Source organism: Mesonia maritima, assembly GCF_042433895.1.
GTDB classification, from domain to species: Bacteria; Bacteroidota; Bacteroidia; order Flavobacteriales; family Flavobacteriaceae; genus Mesonia; species Mesonia maritima.
The window spans coordinates 638,956-660,591 of record NZ_JBHLUA010000012.1 but is presented as its reverse complement, the minus strand read 5'-3'; the positions used below and the strand labels follow the sequence as shown (position 1 = coordinate 660,591).

Annotated in this window: 21 protein-coding genes; 8 read left to right on the top strand and 13 right to left on the bottom strand. The window is 35.2% G+C overall.

The features are described 5' to 3' along the window. Positions 1–1,356 carry a dihydrolipoyl dehydrogenase family protein gene (locus tag ACFFGL_RS09905; RefSeq protein WP_309726469.1) on the top strand — a complete coding sequence of 452 codons (1,356 nt, stop codon included), beginning with the start codon at positions 1–3 and terminating at the stop codon, positions 1,354–1,356. Positions 1,357–1,517: 161 nt separating this feature from the next. Here the strand turns inward: ACFFGL_RS09905 and ACFFGL_RS09900 are convergent, their stop codons facing one another. From ACFFGL_RS09900 to ACFFGL_RS09855, 10 genes are all read right to left on the bottom strand, one after another. After that, positions 1,518–2,303: a tryptophan-rich sensory protein gene (locus ACFFGL_RS09900; protein ID WP_309726471.1), complete on the bottom strand. Its 786-nt coding sequence runs from the start codon at positions 2,301–2,303 to the stop codon at positions 1,518–1,520. 9 nt (positions 2,304–2,312) lie between these two features. Beyond that, entirely contained in the window at positions 2,313–2,951 is a 639-nt protein-coding gene (gene pdeM, locus ACFFGL_RS09895) for a ligase-associated DNA damage response endonuclease PdeM (protein WP_309726473.1), read from the bottom strand. 8 nt (positions 2,952–2,959) lie between these two features. After that, positions 2,960–3,421 carry a protease complex subunit PrcB family protein gene (locus ACFFGL_RS09890; protein WP_309726475.1) on the bottom strand — a complete coding sequence of 154 codons (462 nt, stop codon included), beginning with the start codon at positions 3,419–3,421 and terminating at the stop codon, positions 2,960–2,962. A gap of 85 nt (positions 3,422–3,506) precedes the next feature. Continuing rightward, positions 3,507–5,981, bottom strand: coding sequence for a ligase-associated DNA damage response DEXH box helicase (locus ACFFGL_RS09885; RefSeq protein ID WP_309726477.1), 2,475 nt, complete (start codon positions 5,979–5,981; stop codon positions 3,507–3,509). 3 nt (positions 5,982–5,984) lie between these two features. After that, positions 5,985–7,580, bottom strand: coding sequence for an ATP-dependent DNA ligase (locus ACFFGL_RS09880; protein WP_309726479.1), 1,596 nt, complete (start codon positions 7,578–7,580; stop codon positions 5,985–5,987). Continuing rightward, positions 7,581–8,600, bottom strand: coding sequence for a ligase-associated DNA damage response exonuclease (locus ACFFGL_RS09875; RefSeq protein WP_309726481.1), 1,020 nt, complete (start codon positions 8,598–8,600; stop codon positions 7,581–7,583). A 203-nt stretch (positions 8,601–8,803) separates the two neighbouring features. Further along, positions 8,804–9,520 carry a DNA repair protein RecO gene (gene recO, locus ACFFGL_RS09870; protein ID WP_309726483.1) on the bottom strand — a complete coding sequence of 239 codons (717 nt, stop codon included), beginning with the start codon at positions 9,518–9,520 and terminating at the stop codon, positions 8,804–8,806. Continuing rightward, positions 9,520–11,817 (bottom strand): type IX secretion system anionic LPS delivery protein PorZ, encoded by a 2,298-nt coding sequence (gene porZ / locus ACFFGL_RS09865; RefSeq protein WP_309726485.1) that lies wholly within the window; start codon positions 11,815–11,817, stop codon positions 9,520–9,522. The genes recO and porZ overlap by 1 nt, the downstream gene beginning before the upstream one ends. 158 nt (positions 11,818–11,975) lie before the next feature. Continuing rightward, positions 11,976–13,319: an NADP-specific glutamate dehydrogenase gene (gene gdhA / locus ACFFGL_RS09860; protein ID WP_309726487.1), complete on the bottom strand. Its 1,344-nt coding sequence runs from the start codon at positions 13,317–13,319 to the stop codon at positions 11,976–11,978. A gap of 183 nt (positions 13,320–13,502) precedes the next feature. Further along, on the bottom strand, positions 13,503–14,645 hold the full coding sequence (locus ACFFGL_RS09855) for a cystathionine gamma-synthase (protein WP_309726489.1): 1,143 nt from the start codon (positions 14,643–14,645) through the stop codon (positions 13,503–13,505). Between the two features lie 94 nt (positions 14,646–14,739). Here ACFFGL_RS09855 and ACFFGL_RS09850 point away from each other — a divergent pair, with 94 nt between their 5' ends. Both ACFFGL_RS09850 and ACFFGL_RS09845 read left to right on the top strand, forming a co-directional pair. After that, positions 14,740–15,540, top strand: coding sequence for a DUF3298 and DUF4163 domain-containing protein (locus tag ACFFGL_RS09850; RefSeq protein WP_309726491.1), 801 nt, complete (start codon positions 14,740–14,742; stop codon positions 15,538–15,540). Positions 15,541–15,593: 53 nt separating this feature from the next. Then, complete coding sequence (locus tag ACFFGL_RS09845; RefSeq protein ID WP_309726493.1) at positions 15,594–15,947, top strand: arsenate reductase family protein; 354 nt, start codon at positions 15,594–15,596, stop codon at positions 15,945–15,947. On the opposite strand, the gene ACFFGL_RS09840 is transcribed toward ACFFGL_RS09845, so the two are convergent. Beyond that, a complete protein-coding gene (locus tag ACFFGL_RS09840) occupies positions 15,948–16,427 on the bottom strand; it encodes an acyl-CoA thioesterase (RefSeq protein ID WP_309726495.1) in 480 nt (159 codons plus the stop codon). Positions 16,428–16,562: 135 nt separating this feature from the next. Here ACFFGL_RS09840 and ACFFGL_RS09835 point away from each other — a divergent pair, with 135 nt between their 5' ends. The 5 genes from ACFFGL_RS09835 (at position 16,563) to ACFFGL_RS09815 (ending at position 20,737) form a co-directional block, all read left to right on the top strand. Further along, positions 16,563–17,429: a YicC/YloC family endoribonuclease gene (locus ACFFGL_RS09835; RefSeq protein ID WP_309726497.1), complete on the top strand. Its 867-nt coding sequence runs from the start codon at positions 16,563–16,565 to the stop codon at positions 17,427–17,429. Further along, on the top strand, positions 17,429–18,001 hold the full coding sequence (gene gmk / locus ACFFGL_RS09830) for a guanylate kinase (RefSeq protein WP_309726499.1): 573 nt from the start codon (positions 17,429–17,431) through the stop codon (positions 17,999–18,001). Before ACFFGL_RS09835 ends, gmk begins: the two co-directional genes overlap by 1 nt. A gap of 6 nt (positions 18,002–18,007) precedes the next feature. Further along, positions 18,008–18,595, top strand: a complete 588-nt coding sequence (gene nadD, locus ACFFGL_RS09825) for a nicotinate (nicotinamide) nucleotide adenylyltransferase (RefSeq protein ID WP_309726501.1) — start codon at positions 18,008–18,010, stop codon at positions 18,593–18,595. A gap of 219 nt (positions 18,596–18,814) precedes the next feature. Continuing rightward, positions 18,815–19,819 carry an NAD(P)H-dependent glycerol-3-phosphate dehydrogenase gene (locus ACFFGL_RS09820; protein WP_309726503.1) on the top strand — a complete coding sequence of 335 codons (1,005 nt, stop codon included), beginning with the start codon at positions 18,815–18,817 and terminating at the stop codon, positions 19,817–19,819. A gap of 21 nt (positions 19,820–19,840) precedes the next feature. Beyond that, on the top strand, positions 19,841–20,737 hold the full coding sequence (locus tag ACFFGL_RS09815) for a DMT family transporter (protein ID WP_309726505.1): 897 nt from the start codon (positions 19,841–19,843) through the stop codon (positions 20,735–20,737). Positions 20,738–20,754: 17 nt separating this feature from the next. On the opposite strand, the gene ACFFGL_RS09810 is transcribed toward ACFFGL_RS09815, so the two are convergent. Together ACFFGL_RS09810 and ACFFGL_RS09805 are read right to left on the bottom strand one after the other, a co-directional pair. Further along, positions 20,755–21,195, bottom strand: a complete 441-nt coding sequence (locus ACFFGL_RS09810; protein ID WP_309726507.1) for a DinB family protein — start codon at positions 21,193–21,195, stop codon at positions 20,755–20,757. 42 nt (positions 21,196–21,237) lie between these two features. Continuing rightward, positions 21,238–21,633 (bottom strand): hypothetical protein, encoded by a 396-nt coding sequence (locus ACFFGL_RS09805; RefSeq protein ID WP_309726509.1) that lies wholly within the window; start codon positions 21,631–21,633, stop codon positions 21,238–21,240. Positions 21,634–21,636 lie beyond the last annotated feature (3 nt).

Sequence of the window (21,636 nt, the reverse complement as noted above, 5' to 3'; positions counted from 1 at the left end):
ATGGCTTTTAAAGAATTTGATGTTTTTGTAATCGGAACTGGAACAGCAGGAAAAAGTGTCGCCAAATCTTGCATTGCTGAAGGAATGAGCGTTGCGATTGCCGATAATCGAGAATTTGGTGGAACGTGTGCGAATAGAGGTTGCGATCCAAAAAAAGTTTTAGTCGGATTGACAGAAATTTTAGACCGTTCACAAAAAATGCTCGGGCACGGAATTACAAAAATGCCAGAGTTCAGTTGGGAAGAATTGCAAAATTTTAAAAAAACTTTTGTGGATGCAGTTCCCGCGGCGACCGAAAAAGATTTGAAAAAATTAGGGATTGAAATGTATCATCAATCGCCTAAATTTCTTGACAAAAACACACTTTCTGTAGAAGGAAAAACGGTAAAAGCGAAAAAAATTGTAATCGCTACCGGAAATAAAGCCTTAGAACTTAAAATTCCCGGCGCCGAACATTTAAAGATAAGTGATGATTTTCTGAGCCTTGAAAAACTTCCCGAAACAATGCTATTTATTGGCGCTGGTTATATTGGGATGGAATTTGCTCATATCGCGGCGCGATGTGGAGTAAAAGTAACTTTAGTTGATGCCAAACCGAGACCGCTTACTAATTTCGATGAAGCTATGGTAAAACATATTGTAACTGCTTCCGAGGAAATTGGAATCGATTTTATTTTTAATGCGAAAGCAGCTTCCGTAGAAAAACTTCAGAAAAATTATCGTCTAACAGCTAATCAAGAAGGAAAAGAAATTTCAGTTAAAGCTGAAATGATTTTTAATACCGCCGGGCGCATTCCTTCCATCGAAGATTTAGATCTTGAAAAAGGAAATGTTGCTTTTACTAAAAAAGGAATTTCAGTAAACGAAAAATTGCAAAATACAACTAATGAAAGCGTTTTTGCTTGTGGTGATGTTTCCGATAGCAAAGGTTTACCGTTAACGCCACTTTCTTCACAAGAAGCGCGCGTGGTAACTTCGCAATTATTAGACAAACAGGAAAAGGAAGAAGCAATTTACCCGCCGCAACCTTCTGTGGTTTTTACACTTCCAAACTTAGCTTCCGTAGGACTTTCAGAAAAAGAAGCAAGAGAAAAAGGCTATGAAATTATAGTTGAAGAAAAATTGGTACCGAAATGGTTTAATGCAAAACGCATTAACGCGAAAATTTATGCTTATAAAACGATTGTCGATAAAAAAACAGGATTAATTCTCGGCGCGCATTTAGTCGGTCCAGAAGCTTCTGAAATTATAAATATGTTTGTGATGGCAATTTGTGGAAAATTAACGTGCGAAAATCTAAAAAAAATGATTTTTGCTTACCCAACTTGGGGAAATGATATTAAAGGAATGGTTTAGTTAGAATTGAGTAATGAGATATGAGTACTGAGATTTATAAAATAGATACTTGAATGTAGATTTTCAAAATTCGAAAATGTACAAGAACCTTTTACATTACCAAATCACCTAAACTCTAATCTCTAACAGGCGAAGCCGATCTAATTACTAAATTCTAACTACTATTTCATCAATCGATACATTGGGTTTTGTTTTCGATTTTTAAAACCGTGATAAGCTGCGTAAATTCCTATTAAAATTGCTCCTATTAATGCTGAATAAGCTATTTCTGAAATTTCTCTGGAATGACGAATATAAATCGCGATTAATGCCCAAATACCAACTGCAGCAAATTCGCGCATATTTCGTTTATAGATCATAAAAATATTCAGAAGTGTAGCTATAAAAATCATTACGATTGTCCATTGAGTTTCTGAAAAAAAAGCGCCGTCCCAATTCAATTTTACTAAATAAGCAGAAATATTTGCAATCGTCGCTACAGCAATCCAACCGGAATATAAACAAATTGGCCACCAACTTGAGGCAATTACTCGAAATGGCGCATCCCAGCGTTCCATATTGGTGTTTAGAATAATTTTTATTAATGAAACTAAAATAAGTAGCATACAGATTACTGAAAGTCCGGTGTATTCAAAATACCAAGCAAAAATCCAGCTCATATTGGCAAGATTTGCTAAGGAAAACCAATACTTTGTTTGCACTAAAAATTCAGTATATTTTTTAGAACCAAACGCTTGATATAGTTGATAACCGGAAAAAATTAGTAGCGAAAGATAAATTAATCCCCAAATTGCAAAAGCGTACCCTTCAGGCGTGAATAAGGAATTATATTTAGCGCTTAGGGAAATCATCGAATTTCCATTCAAATTTACAGCTTGCGCATAATAGGTTACTGCAATCGCGCCAATTACAGAACTGAAATTTAAAATAGCAAAACGTTTTTCCATAGTTACAAATTAATTTATAGCGATAACTTCAGTAGGTGTACAAACAAAAATTTTATCTTGAGGTTCTGGCTGAACCCAGTAATTTCCTGTAAATTCTCCAAAAGCCGGTAAGACAAGTTGATTTTCGGTTTTATAAAAACAACGTAATTTTAAAACTTGTTTTCCTCTTCCCAATAATTTGAAACCGGGATGTAAATGACCGCAAATCGTGAAATAGCCTTCGCGTTCTTCAGGGTGATGCGTAAGTAAAAAATTATTTAATATTAATTCTTTTTGAGTTTTTATACCGAGTTCTTGGTAATTCAACGGAGAAATTATATCGTGATTTCCTTCAATTAAAATAATTTCAGCAGTTTGTTTTTTTACCCATTGTTGAAATAATTTCCACTCATAATTTAAGGTTGAATGAAAAAGATCACCCAAAAATATTATTTTTTCAGGGTGATCCTTTTTGATAACTTCAGTAAGTTTTTCAAAATTTTTTTGAATGGAATTGGCTGGAATCGCGCTTCCATATTTTCTAAAATGACCAACTTTTCCTAGATGAACATCAGCTATTAATAGAATTTTTTTCGCTTTCCAAAAAACTGTTCCAAAAGGATGAAATTCAACTTCTTCCGTCTTTAGAAATACATCTAAAGTTTCCATGAATTTGGTTACATTTCAGCATTTTTAAACACAACTTTTTTATCGGTTTTAGGCATTTTCGCTAAATAATAAGGTTGTGTCATTACGCTTGTCGCCATTCCATCAGGATGTTTTTCACTCACCATTAATTGAACTTCATTATCGATTGTTTTTACATCGCTAACCCAAATTGAATGCCCGCCGGTATTCATTACTTTATCAAAAACAGCAACGACCATTTCTTTTGAAAAATCGATATCGTTGGTTTTAAAATTCTTTGACATATTGTTAACCGAATTCATTTTTCTCACTAAACTATTCCATTCGGCTTCGGAAGTAATGATGCGTTGTTGCGCTTCAATTCCTTCTTCTCCAGCTCCGGTTAAAACCCCTTTAGAAATTTCGGTTAATGAATCTGAATTAAAATTTTTCATAGAATTACAGCTCATTAAGCTGATGGATAATACGATTAATGCAAATAATTTTTTCATAGATTGTTAATTTATTCGGAAATATAGCAAGAACCGCGCGAAAAATAATGCGCTCTTAGTTTTTCTTAACTTTTTAAAAGGAATTTTATTTGTTTAGATATTTCAACATACGCTGAATGCGGTCTTCTAATTTTTCTGAAGAGAGCTTTTCGCGTAAACGATCGGTAATGATAGGAAAGGAAAATGGGGTTGGTTTCTCACAGGGTTTCCAAACGATTTTTTGCTCATGAATTCGTTCTAAAGCGAGTCGCAATCTACCTTCTTCTAATTGATGTTCGAAGGTTTCTCGAAACGCTTGCTGAAACAATAAATTATCATCTTCGTAGTCTCTAAATACATCGAATAACAATTGGGAACTCGATTGTAAGTGCTTATTCTTAATGAGTTTGTTTGGATAACCCGTAAATACTAAACCCGCAACCACGGCGATGTCCCGAAACTTTCGACGTGCCATTTCCGAAGCATTTAAACTTTTGTAGAGATCGTCCATGAGAAATGCTGCGGAAAACAAATCGTTATCAAACACTTGTTGCATATTTATTTCTTGGTCTGAAAGTAGCTCAAAACCATAATCGTTAAACGCAATGCTGAAGGAAATTGGCGACAACAAACTAATGCGATACGCTAACAAACTACCTAAAGCTTCGTGCACAAAACGACCCTCAAACGGATAAAAAATGGCGTGGTAACCTTCGCGGGTTTTAAAGGTTTCGATAAGAAATTCATCTTGCTTTGGGATGATCGATTCTAATTGCTGACGCTCTAAAATAGGTTGAAGTGCTGTTAACTCGGCACTTTTCTTTTTCGAATTAGAACCGATACTTTCTGCGGCTTCGTATAATTCTTCCCGAAGCAACTCACTCATTTGTGCGGAAAAGGTCATTCGGCCACCCATCCAACTCGGCACTTTTGCCGTTTTCTTTTTCGACTTTCTTACTAAAACTTGCATTCCTTTAATTCTGGAAAGCTCTAGATTTCTGCCGGCAAACGTAAACACGTCTCCAGGTTTTAATTTAGAAACAAACCACTCTTCTATCGTGCCAATATAGCCTCCTTTTACATATTTTACGGTAAGCATCGCATCGCTTACAATTGTCCCAATTTGCAAACGATGGCGCATCGCAACGCCACGATGATTGACTTTAAACTTGCCATCGTCTTCAATTTCTACTTTTTTATATTCGTCGTAGGTTTGCAGACTTTGACTTCCTTTGGTGATGAAATTTAAGCACCAACGCCATTCTTCATCCGTTAAGCCTTGAAAACAAAACGTTGACTTGATTTCAGGATAAATTTCTTTTGGATAAAACCCATCGGAAACCGCTAAAGTGGTGAGGTATTGCACCAACACATCAAAACTTTGCAAGTAGGGAATTCGATCTTCTACCGCTTTTTTCTCAACCGCTTTCTGTAAAGCAGAAGCTTCGATGAGTTCGATAGCATGCGTTGGTAAAAAATAGATTCGGCTGGCTTTTCCGGGTTGGTGACCGCTTCTTCCTGCACGTTGTAAAAAACGGGCTACGCCTTTTGGGCCGCCAATTTGAATAATGGTTTCTACTGGTGCAAAATCGACTCCTAAGTCTAAACTCGAAGTACAAATCACTGCTTTTAAACTTTCATTTCTAATCGCTTGCTCCACCCAAAGTCGAGTTTCTTTATTAATGCTTCCGTGATGCATCGCTACTTCTCCGGCAAACTCAGGGTATTTTTGCATCAGTTTTTGAAACCACAATTCGCATTGCGAACGCGTATTGGTAAAGACTAAAGTAGTTTTTGAATTATTCAGAATAGGAACTACTTCGTCTAACAAATGTAAGCCCAAATGACCTCGCCATGGAAATTTCTCCATGGACTCAGGAATTATCGATTTGACTTCTATTTGCTTCTGAATGTTGGCTTTGATTAATTCTGAATGTTGAAGTGCTTCACTTTCCGGCCCCAATAAAACTTCTTGCGCTTGCTGAAGATTACCAATGGTTGCTGAAATACCCCAAATCTTTAAGTTTTTGGAAACTGTTTTTAAACGAGAAAGTGCTAATTCGGTTTGTACGCCTCGTTTACTTCCTAACAATTCGTGCCACTCATCGACAATGATTGCATTTAGATTTTTAAAAAGCTTTGGATAGTTTTTAGAGGAAAGCAGTAAATGCAAACTCTCCGGCGTGGTAATTAATAAATCGGGCATCGCCTTTTTTTGTGTCGCACGTTCTTTTTGAGAAGTATCGCCCGTGCGAATACCGACGGTTAAACCCGATTCGGTTTCTTCAGCAAAACGAGAAGCCGCTTGTGCGATTTCAACAGAAAGTGCTCGAAGTGGCGTGATCCAAATGGCTTTTAAGCCTTTTTGGTGGTTAGTTTTATAATCTGGATTTTTCTTTAGGTATTCTAAAACGATCGGCACCCAAAGCGCATAGGTTTTTCCACTTCCGGTGGGCGCGTTTAAGAGTCCGTTTTTCCCTTTAAGATAAGTATCCCAAGTTTTTTTCTGAAATGGAAAAGGATTCCAACCTTGCTGGGCAAACCAATGTTCTGCAATCGCTAAAAGCTCTTTTTTATTCATATTTTACTTCGGAATTAATGCTTTTAAATCTTCTAAGGTATTCGCCTCTCCAATCTTCTTATCTTGACGCCAGCGTAAAATTCGAGGAAATCGGGTAGCAACTCCGCTTTTATGTCGGCTTGATTCGGCAATTCCTTCAAAAGCAATTTCAAAAACATGATGGGGTGTCACGCTTCGTACAGGACCAAAACGTTCTAGGGTGTTTTTTTTGATCCATGCATCTACTTTTCGAAATTCGGCATCGGTAAGACCTGAATAGGCTTTGGCAAAGGTTACCAATTCTCCTTTGTCTTCGTCCCAAAGCCCGAACGTATAATCGGTAAATAAATTACTGCGTCTTCCGTGACCACGCATGGCATAGGTTAACACTGCGTCGATGGTGAGCGGATCGACTTTCCACTTCCACCAATCGCCTTTTTTTCTACCGACGAGGTAAGGCGAATCCCAACGCTTCAGCATTAATCCTTCCGACTTTACTTCTCGCGATCGTTCGCGTTCTTTAGCGACCTCATCCCAAGTTTGAAAAGAAATCGTAGATGATAAATGTAGCGGAATTTCTACGGAAGCTACTTCAGCAAAAATTTGTTCTAAAATCTCACGACGCTTTTCGTAGGCTTTTTCTCGGATATCTTCACCTTTCCACTCTAGAATATCGTAAGCTTTTAAAATGACCGGAGTTTTTTCTAAGAGTTTTTTAGTAATATTTTTTCGGCCAATTCGGGTTTGTAAATCTTTAAACGTTCCGATTTCGTTCTTCGGAAATGGTAAAATCTCTCCGTCGATCACCGTCCCATCTGGAATTACATTGATAAATTTTTCAAATTCCGGATATTTATCGGTGACCAATTCTTCACCTCGACTCCACACAAACAATTCTCCGTTTCTAATGATGACTTGCGAACGAATTCCATCCCATTTATGCTCTGCCGCCCATTCTTTCACATCACCCAAACTTTCGGGTTCGTCTTCAATCGCATAAGCCAAATAAAACGGATAGGGTTTAGAAAGGTAATCTTCCGGTTTTTCCTCCAGCACTAAATCGGTAAAAGTAGTAGTTGCAGGATCCCAATTTCCCATGAGTTTATAGGCGAGAATATCTTCATCAATTTCGGTGGCTTTCGATAAAGCCCGCGTCATTAATTTCTGACTTACGCCAATGCGAAAACTACCGGTAATGAGTTTGGTAAATACAAAACGTTCGTAATAATTTAAGCTGAACCAATTCTCGTATAAATATTCTTTTTTCTCTTCTTCTGAACGTGCTTTTAGTTCAATAATTTCTTGCAGGAACTGGTTTAAACTTTTCTCTGAAGATTCTTCTGAAGGCGGAATCACGAGGGCAATCGTTTCAGCTAAATCACCAACAATATGATACGACTCTTCGAACAACCATAACGGAATTTTAGAAAATTCTGATGCCCACTCGCGCATTAATCTTGTATTTACCGGTCTTGGTGGACGCCGATGCGAAAGAATAGCGATGGTCCAGACTTTATCTTTATCGCTTGCGGTTTTAAAGTAATGTGCAAGCGCTTCAACTTTGAGCGTGGTTTTGTTGGTACTATCTAAGGTTCGTATGAGTTCTGCGAATTGCTTCATTTAACTTTCCTGCTTTTCTTTGCTATTCTGTTCGGCATTTTCTTCTTCATATTGCGTTTGCTCGGTTCTAGCATCGTAACCTTGTTCAGCTAAAAAGCGAGAAAAAATATCGGTATACCCGTGCGTACAAATTACTTTTTCTGCTCCTGTGGCTTTGATAGAACTAAGCAAACCTTGCCAATCGCAATGATCGGAAAGCACAAAACCTTTATCGATGGCTCGACGACGACGTGCACCACGAAACGTCATCCAACCGCTGGCAGAAGCTGTAACGTAAGGCACCATTTTCTTGATCCAAGGAGAACCGTGTGTGCTTGGCGGCGCAATCACAATGTTGCCTTTTATATCTTCTTTTTTGGTATCTCTTGTAATTTTTTCGGTAGGTGGTAAATCGGCAATTTCACGAACCACTTCCGTCATATTTTCGACGGCTCCGTGGGTGTAAATTTTACCGATGGAAGTGTCTAAATGTTTAAGTAAGCGTTGTGCTTTGCCTAAGGAATAACCAAACAGAATCGAGGTTCTACCATCGTCTTGATTTTGTTGCCACCAATTATTAATGTCGTTAAAAACCTGTTGCTGCGGAAGCCATTTAAATGCAGGTAACCCAAACGTACATTCGGTAATAAACGTATGGCATTTTACTACTTCATAAGGAACCGCTAAACCATCGTCTTCGGTTTTATAATCGCCGGTAAACACCCAAACTTCTCCTCTATGTTCTACACGAATTTGCGATGATCCAATTATATGCCCGGCAGGGTGAAATGAAAATTTGACCCCGTTAATGGTGAAAGTTTCGTTCCAAGCTTTGCCAGTAACTGAAATTTCGCCTAAGCGATGTTTGATAATCGGTACGTTGGTATGATGCGTAATGTATTGCTGATGCCCCCCACGGGAATGATCGGCGTGACCGTGGGAGATGATGGCTTTTTTGACCGGTTTCCACGGGTCTAGATAGACATCGGCGGCTTCGCAATAAATTCCTTTTTGATTAAAAACGAGTAAGGGTGTTTTCATAAGAATTGAATTTACTAAAAAGCAATCTTGAATATTGAAAACAGCTTAAATCTTAGCGGAATTTTAAGAGGTGTTGTGGGAAGGATTACCCACAAATCTTTAAAAAGTGATTACGTCAATATTCTCTATTGAAGGCTTTATTGGAACTTTTTTGAGATTCCTGCCTACGCAGGAATGTAACGCCCCGAAGGGACACCACCAAATTAAAATAGTTGATGTAAAATATCTAACGAGCGTGGTTTTTTAAACCCGTGTAAATGCAACTCGAAATAGAGAATGAGCATTTCTAGAAAGTTTTTTCGTTTGGATTGGTTGAGTTTAATTGTTGAAGATTCTTCGTAATTTATCTGTAAAAATTGTTTAAGTAATTCTGAATTTTCATTTTGAATGCAATACTTGTTGGTGTCGTCTAATTGATATTCACCGTCAAGCAAATTAAAATAGGGTAAATCTGGATCATATTGATGAGGGTAAAAGCCTAAAAACGAACTGAGTTTCACCATAAATAGCAAGTGAAAATTAGCATAATTTTCGTTTTTATCTAACCAAAGAAAGGAGTTTTCTAAGAACTGAAAAAGGGCTGCATTCTGCTCTTCTTCTTGAATGGCTTGGTTTAAAACTTCTGCTAAAAACATGGCAATAGAAGACTTGTAAATATTTGCGGTTAGAGTTTGATAAGCCGGATTTACTTTGGCTTCTCGAATGCTTTCTAAGGTGCCTTTATCTTTATGGTTTGCTTCTAAGTCTAATAACGTAAGTGGCTGGAACATGGAGGCACGAAGTTTTCCTTTTTTCGATTTTAGCACGCCTCGAACTAGGTAAGATTTGAGTCCGCTACTTTGAGTGTATGCCTTTACTATTAAATCTGCTTCACGATAGCGAAGGGAATGAATGATGATTGCTCTTGTTTTTACTAGCATTAACGAATGACCATAATTTTAGTAACCTTAGTTTCTAATTGATCTGCTGAAGTGATTAACACCATATACACTCCAGAAGCTACTTTGTGCTTTCCAAAAGCGCGCGTATCCCATTGTATGCTTCCTCCTTGGGAAACTTCTTCGTAAACCAAATTTCCTTCGATATCAGTAATTTTCACATTGGCATTTTCCATCAGTCCATCGATAGTAACCATTCCTGAATAATTTGGCCGTACTGGATTTGGGAAAGCGCGAACGTTTTCTAAAGTTTCTTGGGAGCTTGTGGCAGTACCGTTGAAAGCTAGTAGACCTTTATCGGTTCCAATATAAACTTTACCTGAATTTTCGTCTATGGAAATATCGGTAATTGTATTGGAAGGTAATGGTGAATTTGATTTTGTAAACTGATAAATAGTTTCTTGACCGTTGGCCGATAAATAAAAAGCTCCTGCATTTGTGGCAACCCATTTATTATTATTACCATCTACGGTAATGGCTAAAATACTTATTTCTGCTAAAAGTTCTTGGGCCACGCCATCATCATCCCGAATAATTATTTCGTTTGTTTGAAGGTTTGGATCAGTAAACACCCCTGCAGGATTAAATAAAACACGCAAACCTCTTAGCGTCCCAACCCAAAGTTGATTGTTGTTATCAAAGGTTAAGGCAGTAACATAATTATCTGGTAGATTTCCAACTTCCTCACCCTGAACAGTAACAAAAGTATTTGTAGAAGGATTATAACCGACGATACCGCTGCTGTAACTTCCGAAGAAAATATTGTTTCCACTATCAATTACTAATTCTGTAAAACCTAAATTATCACCTATTGGATCGGGAACTGCACTAGTTACATCGAAGGTTTGAAGTTGATTGTTTTCTACATCTAACTTAAACAATCCTTTTTCTACTCTAGACGCATTTCCCCATAAATTTCCTTCTCTATCGAAAGCAGCACCATTAACTCTTACATCATTAATTACAGAAGGTGCATTTGGATCTTCTACACTTTCAAATGAAGAATTAAGAGCATCGTAACGAGCCACTACTTCTTCGTTTTGTAATTCAATTAAACCATCAAAAAAAGAGCTTAAAAAAACTTGATCAGTTTGATTCGGGTTTATTGTTGCCTTAGCGATAGAACGCGCATTTAATTGACTATAGGGAATATTTGACCACCCGATATTTTCCAGAAAATGACTTACTCCGAAACTTTTTAAACCGGGATTGTAAGGATTAAAAAACAGATCGTAATCTCCATACGTTACCCAAAGTTCATTGGGAATGGATTCTAAATCGAAAACATCATTTCTTAAAGGACCGTCTGGACTTAAATAATTAAAATTAAATGGATTTGTAGTAGTGGTTTTTAATAAACCTGCTTGATTATCACCAATAAAAATTTCATCTAAAAAAATTAAGGCTGAAGTATAATTTACATTAACACCTGAAGGTTTTCCTACACTTGCTACAGGATTTAAAACTTGATCATAAACTCTTACACGATTTACCAAACCAACTACAAGACGGTCATCACTTACTCGAAGATCTCTCACCGATTGCTCGAATTGTATTTCTGAAATTAAACTATTTTGCTGCAATCGTTGTAAATTATTATTTTCGTCTACAGCGTAGAGTGAATTTGCCAAACTTACTACGCCTAAAAATGTACCCGATGAAATAGTTTGCCAAACATTGAAATCAATTAAATTTGGGTTATTTATTCCGGCAAATTTAATTCCGTTTTCTTCGGTTGCAGCATATATAAAATTCTGATAAACGGTTATTTGATTAACTTTAAGTCTACTACCTCCATCTCCGATAAAATAAGTATCTCCAAACTCTCGGTTTGCTAAGTTATATTCTGAAATACCGAAGTCTGTGGAAATAAGCAACCGATCGTTATATTCATAAAAATGGTTTATTCTCTTTTCAGGTGGAGGAATTGTTTGCTTCTCGAAAATATCGATAACTTTTAATACTTTTTTTTCGTTTGAATCATATATATCGATAAGTCCGTTTTCGTAACCTACAATGAGTAAATTATAACCGCTAGAATAATGAATACTCGAAATATTTTCTCCTGAAAGTCCATTTATCGAAGAAATTTTTTCAACTTCACCCGAATTCCGTTGGTAAGTGAAGACCGCATTTTGAGCTGCAGCGAACACTTTTCCATTTCCGTAGGCTAAATCTTGAATTTGATTATAAGAAAATAAATCTTCCCAATTATCACTAAAATCTTGCGCGAACACAAAAATTGGACATAGAAAAAAAAGTGTAAGTATATATTTCATATAAATTTATCTATTCCTATTAACTAAATTGGAAATAATTTATTGCTTTTTAACTATCTACAAAGATAACCTAAACTATAAAATGATAAAAACCCTCAATGAAGAGGGTTTTTACTTTTCGTTCTGTCTTGGTTTTTTCACCACGACTAAATTTTAAATTATACAGCTCCTTGAGCAATCATCGCATCCGCAACTTTTACAAAACCAGCAATGTTTGCACCTTTTACGTAATCTACGTAACCATTTTTATCGGTTCCGTATTTTACGCAAGCTTCATGAATATCGTGCATAATGGTAAATAATTTTTTATCTACTTCTTCTGATGACCAACCTAAACGAAGTGAGTTTTGTGACATCTCTAAACCTGAAGTTGCTACACCACCCGCGTTTGAAGCTTTTCCTGGAGAAAATAAGATTTTCTTTTCGTGGAAAACCTCAATTGCTTCAGGAGTACAAGGCATATTTGCACCTTCCCCAACAGCGATACATCCATTTTTCACTAATGCTTTTGCATCGTCTTCCATTAACTCGTTTTGAGTCGCGCAAGGTAATGCTACATCACATTTTTCGTTCCAAGGGGTTTTTCCTTCAGTATATTTTGCGTTAGGATATTCGTCTAAATATTCTTTTATACGACCTCTTTTTTCATTTTTCAGCTCCATTACAAAAGCCAGTTTCTTCTCATCAATTCCTTCTTCATCATAAATATAACCTGAAGAATCTGAAAGCGTAACTACTTTTCCTCCTAATTGTGTAACTTTTTCAGCTGCATATTGCGCAACATTTCCAGAACCTGAAATAACTACCGTTTTTCCTTCAAAAGTTTCACCTTTAGTTTTTAGCATACTTTGTGCAAAATATACATTTCCGTAACCGGTTGCTTCAGGGCGAATTAAAGAACCACCGTAAGAAAGTCCTTTTCCTGTTAAAATTCCTGAGAATTCATTTTGCAATCTTTTATATTGGCCGAATAAGAAACCTATTTCACGGGCTCCAACACCAATATCTCCCGCAGGAACGTCTGTATTAGCACCAATGTGTTTAGACAATTCTGTCATAAAACTTTGGCAAAAACGCATTACTTCGTTATCAGATTTTCCTTTCGGATCGAAATCTGAACCTCCTTTACCACCGCCCATTGGTAACGTAGTTAAGCTATTTTTGAAAACTTGCTCGAAAGCTAAGAATTTTAAAATACTTAAATTTACGGAAGGGTGAAAACGCAATCCACCTTTATAAGGACCGATGGCAGAATTCATTTGAACACGAAAACCACGGTTAATTTGAATTTCACCGTTATCGTCTGTCCAAGGGACTCTAAACATAATTACACGTTCAGGCTCTACCATTCGCTCTAATAATTTAGCGTTTTGGTATTTTTTATTTTCTTCAATAAATGGAATTACAGCTTCTGCAACTTCTCTTACAGCCTGCATAAATTCAGGCTCATTTGAGTTTCTTTTAGAAACTGAATCCAAAAAATCTTTTACACTTTTTTCCATAATTTATTGTAAAATGTGTTTTTAATAAATCAAAAGTAAATTACTTATGCAAATATATATTTTATAAAACGAAGCAGCATTTATTTTTTAGTATTCTTATAAATTTTAAGTTTTTTTAAGGATTTATGAAAACAAAAAAAGCTTCAGTATTAAACTGAAGCTTTTCATTAAACTTATTTTATTTTATGAAAGTGCTTGTTTTAAATCTTCAATTAAATCTTCTTCATCTTCAACACCAACACTTAAACGAATTAATGAATCTAATACGCCCGTTTTCTGACGTTCTTCTACAGGAATTGAAGCGTGTGTCATACTTGCCGGATGACCCGCCAACGATTCTACACCTCCTAAAGATTCTGCTAAAGTGAAAACTTTTAATTTTTCAACAAAACTTACTGCTTCAGAAAGGTTATCATTTTTAGTGGTGAAAGAAACCATTCCGCCAAAATCTTTCATTTGTTTTTTGGCAATTTCATGATTAGGGTGACTTTCTAAACCTGGCCAATAAACTTTATCAACTTTAGGATGATTATTTAAAAATTCGGCAACGGCTTTTCCATTTTCGCAATGGCGCTGAACGCGTAAATGAAGCGTTTTAATTCCGCGAAGCACTAAAAAACTGTCCTGTGGTCCGGCTACGCCACCACTTGCGTTTTGAATAAAATATAATTTTTCAGCCAACGCATCGTCTTTTACAACTAAAGCACCCATCACTACATCACTATGACCGCCTAAATATTTAGTGGCACTATGCATTACTAAATCTGCTCCTAAATCTAGCGGTTGTTGCAAATAAGGCGTTGCAAAAGTATTGTCGACTCCTAACAATACATTGTGCTTTTTAGCAATTTTAGAAACTGCTTCAATATCGATAATATTCATCATTGGGTTGGTTGGCGTTTCAACCCAAATTAATTTTGTATTGTCTGTAATATGTTTTTCAATTTCTTCAGCATTATTCATTCCTATAAAATTGAACTTAATTCCGAAATTTTGAAAAATACTTGTGAATAATCGATAAGTTCCACCATATAAATCGTTGGTTGAAACTATTTCATCTCCAGGTTTTAACAATTTTAAAACCGCATCTATTGCCGCAAGACCGGAAGCAAAAGCTAACCCGTGTTTTCCATTTTCTATACTTGCCAACGAATTTTCTAAAGCCGAACGTGTTGGATTTCCACTTCTGGAATACTCAAAACCTTTGTGACCGCCGGGAGTTGACTGAGAATATGTTGAGGTTTGATATATTGGTGGCATTACAGAACCGTATGCCGGATCTATATTTTCTTGACCACCATGAATAGTTTTCGTGTTAAACTTCATAATTTTTATTTAAGGATTTTAGCAAATGTAGCATTCGCTTTGGGCATAAACAAAATACATATTATCTTTAATGGCAGTTTAACATGAAAAAGAAATGAAAAAAATAATTGTATTACTGGGAATTATACTCGCGACTACCAGTTGTTTAGATGATAAAAAAGAAGATAAATCGAACGACCAAAAAATCACTGAACCTATAGAAGAATCGCTAGATTTTATTACGGTAGCCATCGATGGAAAAGATTTTGAAACTTGTGAAGAAAAAGATTGCCCTCGCGTTCAAGTGAGTTACTTAAAAGCTGAAAATAAGCCGGCGATTGCCGAAAAAATTAATTCGGTAAACGAAAATAACCTCATCAAAATTTTTAGTTCGCCGGAAGAAGAAAAACCTTCTCCCGATAATTTGCAAGATGCGGTAAAGAATTTTGTAGATGATTATTTTTCGTTTAAAAAAGAATTTCCTGAAAGTCCGGCAGAATATGAAGCGGAAGTTTCGCAAAACATTCGTTTTAGAAATGATTCGTTAATTGTAGTTGAAACCTCTTTCTATTTATTCACCGGCGGCGCTCACGGTTACGGTGCTACGCGTTATCAGCATTTTAACGCAAAAACCGGTGAAGCATTAGCACAAGCTGATTTAATTTCAGATAAAACGGCATTTACTAATTATGCTGAAAAAAAGTTCAGAAAAAAGTTTAATATTCCAATGAATTCTCCCATTAACAGTACCGGATTTTTCTTTGAAAATAACACCTTTACGCTTCCAGAAAATATGGCTTTTACCAACGATAGTATTCATTTTGTCTACAATCGTTACGAAGCTGCAAGTTATGCTGAAGGCGAATTGCAACTTTCTTTACCGAAAAGCGAAGTGAAAAATTGGGTTAATTATTAGTCAGAATTCAAAAAAATAGATTTTCAACTGAATAAAATTAAAAAAAGAAACTCTTGAAAAAAGTATTTTACCTTTCTACCTGCGATACCTGCAAACGTATTTTAAAAGAAATAGATTTACCGGAAGACCTAGAAAAACAGGACATAAAAAAAGAACCGTTAACTGAAAATCAACTCAAAAAATTACACGAAAAAACAAATAGTTACGAAGCGCTTTTTAATAAACGCGCGCAACTTTATAAAAAGCGTGATTTAAAAAACAAAAACCTTTCTGAAAAAGATTACAAAACATTATTGCTAGAACATTATACTTTTTTAAAACGTCCCGTTTTTCTGTTTGAAGACAAAATCTTTGTAGGAAACAGTAAAAAAACCGTGCAAGAAATCAAAAATTATTTAGCTGAATAATTACAATTTTAAATCTTCCGGTTTTACATTGTATTTTCTTGTGTCTTCTTTGGTAAGAACTTTAAAATCTTCCGTTTTATCGAGATGTTCTAAATTCTGAAGTAATTTTTCAGGAAGATCGATTAATTTTCTCGTTTCTAAATCGATCCACGAACCCATCATTTCGCAACGCGCGCAATTTTTTCCGTTATGGTCGTAAATATTATGGAGAAATTCGAAAAACATTCCGTTTTCAGAAAGTCCTTTTAACTCTAAGGAAACTTTTACTGGTTTTTCAGCTAATATTTCTTTAAAATAATAAATATGTTCGTAAAAAACTACCGGACCAATATTATGTTTCGAAAGCTCTTTTTGCCCAAAACCGTTTTCAATTAAATAGCTCATTCGCGTGTGACTCATAAAATTCAGGTAAGATGAATTCGCCAAATGTCTATTTGCATCTATATCGCTCCAACGGATTTCAAATTCTTTTAAATACATTTCTTTTTTCAGTAAAAATAAAAATAATTATTATGCAAGCATAGCAAAAGAATCACAATTTCTAATTTCCGTGACCTGAAAATTCTAGCGAAATAATTTTCCGTAAATTTGCGCAACTTTTAATATAAAGAAAAGATGATCCAGTCGATGACAGGTTTCGGAAAGCATATTGTTGAGCTTCCGAATAAAAAAATTACCATTGAAATTAAATCGCTTAACAGCAAAAATTTAGATTTAAATGCGCGAATGCCATCGCAGTACCGCGAAAAAGAATTACAGCTTCGTAATTTAATTTCAAAAAATATGGTTCGCGGAAAAGTTGATTTTTCGTTATATGTAGAAATTACTGGTGAAGAAACTTCAGCTTCAGTAAACGCGCCTGTTGTCAAGAAATATATGGAACAATTAAAAGCGATTCCTGAAACCGGAAGAAAAGATGATGTTGAATTGCTAAAAATGGCCATTCGTTTGCCTGATGCTTTGCAAACCGAACGCGATGAGATTGATGAAGATGAGTTTAAAACCATAGAAAACGGCGTAGAAAAAGCCTTAGTTGAAATAAACCAATACCGCTCTGATGAAGGAAACGCATTAGAAAAAGATTTTAGAGCACGCATCGAAAATTTAAAAGCACTTTTAGAAGAAGTAATTCAACTAGATCCAGAGCGAATTGAAGGTGTAAAAGAGCGTTTACAAAAAGCAATTTCTGAGCTTAAAGAAAATGTAGATGAAAATCGTTTTGAACAAGAATTGATTTATTACCTTGAAAAATATGACATTACCGAAGAAAAAATTCGCTTAGAAAATCATTTAGACTATTTTGAAGAAAGCCTAAATTCTGAAGATTCTAATGGAAAAAAACTTGGTTTTATCGGGCAAGAAATCGGTCGGGAAATTAACACGATCGGAAGCAAATCCAATTACGCGCCAATGCAAAAAGTAGTGGTTCAAATGAAAGATGAGCTTGAAAAAATTAAAGAACAATTGCTAAACGTTTTATAATGATTGAAGGAAAATTAATTGTATTCTCAGCGCCGTCAGGATCAGGAAAAACCACGATTGTTCAGCATTTATTAAAGCAACCCGATCTTAACCTCGATTTTTCAATTTCGGCGACTTCAAGAGAACCAAGAGGCGATGAAGTGGATGGCGAAGATTATTATTTTATGTCGCTTAAAGAATTTAAACAGCACATAAAAAATGATGATTTCTTAGAATGGGAAGAAGTTTATCGCGATAATTTTTACGGCACGCTAAAAAGTGAAGTAGAACGCATTTGGGCGAGCGGAAAACACGTAGTTTTTGATATTGACGTAGTTGGCGGCTTAGATATAAAACACATTTATCCAGAACGAACCTTAGCTGTTTTTGTAGAGCCACCAAGTATTGAGGAATTAAAAATAAGACTCAAAAAACGAAAGACAGAAACCGCCGATAGAATTAACATGCGTGTTGCAAAAGCTTCTATTGAAATGGCAACCGCGCCACAATTCGATTTTATTATTGTAAACAACGATTTACAAAAAGCCCTAGATGAAGCGCACACGTTGGTAAAAAACTTTATTCAACAATAATTTGTTTTGAAAAAAAAAGTAGGTCTTTATTTCGGTACGTTTAATCCAATTCATATTGGGCATTTGGTAATTGCTAATCATATGGCAGAATTTACTGCTTTAGATGAAGTTTGGTTAGTCGTTACGCCGCACAACCCGTTTAAGAAAAAAAGTTCATTATTAGAAGATTATCATCGGTACGAATTGGTTTATCGTGCTACTGAAAGTTTCGATCATATTAAACCGTCGAATATAGAGTTTAAACTTCCGCAACCCAATTATACGGTAAATACGCTGGTTCATTTAGAAGAAAAATATCCTGAGTTAGATTTCGCTTTAATTATGGGTGAAGACAATTTAAACACGCTTCATAAATGGAAAAATAATGAAGTAATTCTAGATCGGCATGAAATTTTTGTCTATCCGCGAATTACAAAAAGTAAAAAAGAATCGCCCTTACGAAACCACGAAAAAGTACATTTAATCGACGCTCCTGTAATGGAAATTTCTTCCACCTTTATAAGAAAAGCCATTAAAAACGGAAAAGATATTCGTCCGTTATTGCCCACAAAAGCTTGGGAATATATCGATGAAATGAATTTTTATCGTTCATAATTCAACTCAAAACTTACAAAAGCCGCTTTACTGAATTAGTTTCAGTAAAACGGCTCTTAACTAAATAACCAACCAAAAAATCTATACTACTAACGCAATCCTTTCGATTTAAATTGTATTGGTTTCGCGCTAAAAATGTTAAAGTTACCCGGACTTCTTCATAACTCTTTATAGACGTGCCTTAAAATTTATGTATTTTTGAAAAATAAAAATCCAACTATGGAAAATACCCCAACATTTGCGGTTATTGGCGGAGGAAGCTGGGCGACAGCAATTGTAAAAATGCTCTGTGAAAATTTAGATCACGTGCATTGGTATATGCGAAATGAAATCGCACTTGAACATATTCGAAAAGAAGACCATAACCCGAATTATTTAAGTTCTGTAGAGTTCGATGTAAATCAATTAAAGCTTACCAGTAATATTGATGAAGCGGTAAGCGCTGCAGATATTATTATTTTCGCTATTCCTTCAGCATTTCTTAAAAGTGAATTAGATAAATTAAGTATTCCGCTAAAAGACAAAATTATTTTTAGCGCAATAAAAGGAATTGTTCCCGAAACCAGTCTCATTGTAGGCGAACATTTTAATGAACATTACGAAATTCCATTTGAAAATATTGGCGTAATTACCGGACCTTGCCACGCAGAAGAAGTTGCACTCGAACGTCTTTCTTACATTACAATTGCCTGTGCAAATGAAGATAACGCGAAATTATTAGTGAAATATTTAAACAGCGATTATATAAAATGTAAAACCAGTGAAGATATTATCGGAACTGAACACGCCGCGATGCTTAAAAATATTTATGCCATTGCAGCCGGAATTGCCCACGGATTGGGTTATGGTGATAATTTCCAGAGTGTATTAATGAGTAACGCCATTCGCGAAATGAAACGCTACATTAAAAAAACCTATAAGATGAAACGAAACATTAACGATTCAGCTTATTTAGGCGATTTATTAGTAACCGGATATTCCGTTTTTAGTCGAAATAGAATGTTCGGAAATATGATCGGAAAAGGCTATACTGTAAAAAGCGCAAAAATGGAAATGAGCATGGTTGCTGAAGGTTATTACGCTGCAAAAAGCGCTTATGAAATCAATAAAGCAAAGAAGAAGAAAAAAGCGAAAACCCCCATTATAAATGCAGTTTACAGTATTTTATATGAAAATAAAAATCCTAAAAAAGTATTTTTAAAACTTACCGACAAGCTCGACTAATCATCTTTATATTTTAATTTTTTGAAAAACTCAGCTTTAAAAGGAGGAATTTTAGTCGCACTTGGCGCATCTTGCTACGGAGTATTAACCACGTTTGTAAAATTAGCCTATCAGGAAAATTTTACGCCGTACGAAGTTACCTTTGCACAATTATTATTAGGCTATTTAGGATTAGTCGTTTTAGATTTCGCATTAAAAAGAGGTTCTTCAGCAAAAAGAAAAGTAAAACCGACTCGAAAAAATATTATTCAATTAATTTTAGCCGGAACTTCGCTGGGTTTAACCAGCATTTTTTATTATTTAGCAGTACAATTTATTAGCGTTTCCATTGGAATTGTTTTACTCATGCAAAGCGTTTGGATGGGCGTTGTATTAGATGCAATATTATCTAAAAAATTTCCTACACTTTTAAAATCGATTTCCGTTTTAATTATTATTAGCGGAACTCTTTTAGCAACCAACGTTTTCTTTGAACAAATTACCTTAGATTTAACCGGCGTCTTACTCGGTTTGTTGGCGGCTGCTTCTTATACCGTAACCATTTATACTTCAAATCGAGTGGCGTTAAATTTATCATCTATTAGTAGAAGTAAATGGATGATGCTCGGCGGATTATTAATTGTAGTTTTATTAACCACCCATAATTTAGTTGAACAATTTAATGCTGAAATTTTTCTAAAATGGGGACCAATTTTAGCATTACTCGGCGCGGTTTTACCGCCAATTTTACTCACTTCAGGAATGCCAAAAATAAATGTAGGTTTAGGAGTAATTATTACGGCAATTGAACTTCCCGTTGCAGTTTTAATGGCGTATTTTATATTAGATGAACGTGTAGTTTTTTCGCAATGGATCGGAATTCTATTAATTCTTCTTTCAATTGTAGTAATGAACTTGCGGAAAGTAAAAAAAGGTTAACTGAAATTGTACTGAAACTATCGTTTATAAAAAATATAATCGGTTACAATGGGTTCTATTCCGCTTTGTCTAAAATCTGAAATTATTTGTCCTTTATGATGACTAAAATGATTGGCAATATGAAAAAGTACCTCTTGAATAGAATTGCTGAATTCACTTCCTTTTGAATTAGCATAGATTATTTTTTCTTCTAAACGTCGTTCTTCTAAAATTTGAAGTGTTTCTTCATAATTCTTACGATCCAAATGTTTACATTTTTCTAACGTGTGTTCTTCATGAACGCCGAATTTTTCTTTATCTGTAATTCTAGCGTTCCAGATTTGATGCGCGTTTAAACAATGGGAAAAAAGTGGAAGCGTTCGTTCGGGAAATTCATTTTTATGTGTTTGAAGTTGCTCAATTAACTTCTGATTAAAATGATGATGATATTCAAAAATATCTTTAAAAAACGTCTTCATTTTTTCAATTTTAAAATGTTTTAGACTAGTTTTTAAAAACTATTAATCAGCTAAAATTCCTTCTTCTTTCATCAACGGGATTTTACCTTGAGCTGATTCTTTTATGGTATTTTTCTTGAACACAAAGGTTTTATGAAACATTGTATTTTCAGCAAAATAGGAGACCGAAAATTCATTATTCAGCTTAAAAATTTCCGGTTGAAGCAATTCTACTTTCGCAAAGGATTTTGCCGGTAAAATTTTTAAACTATGCCGCATCGTAGAAGTAACATCTTTTTTATTTGAACCTGAAGAAACAATTAATACTGTTTCGATAGCAAAATTGTTTTCATTCAGAATATATACATTCCAATCGTGTGTTCTAAAATCTTTATTCCATTCACGAACCGCGGCTAAATAAACGCCTTTTACTTCAGGAATTTTAATATCTTTTTTCAAAAT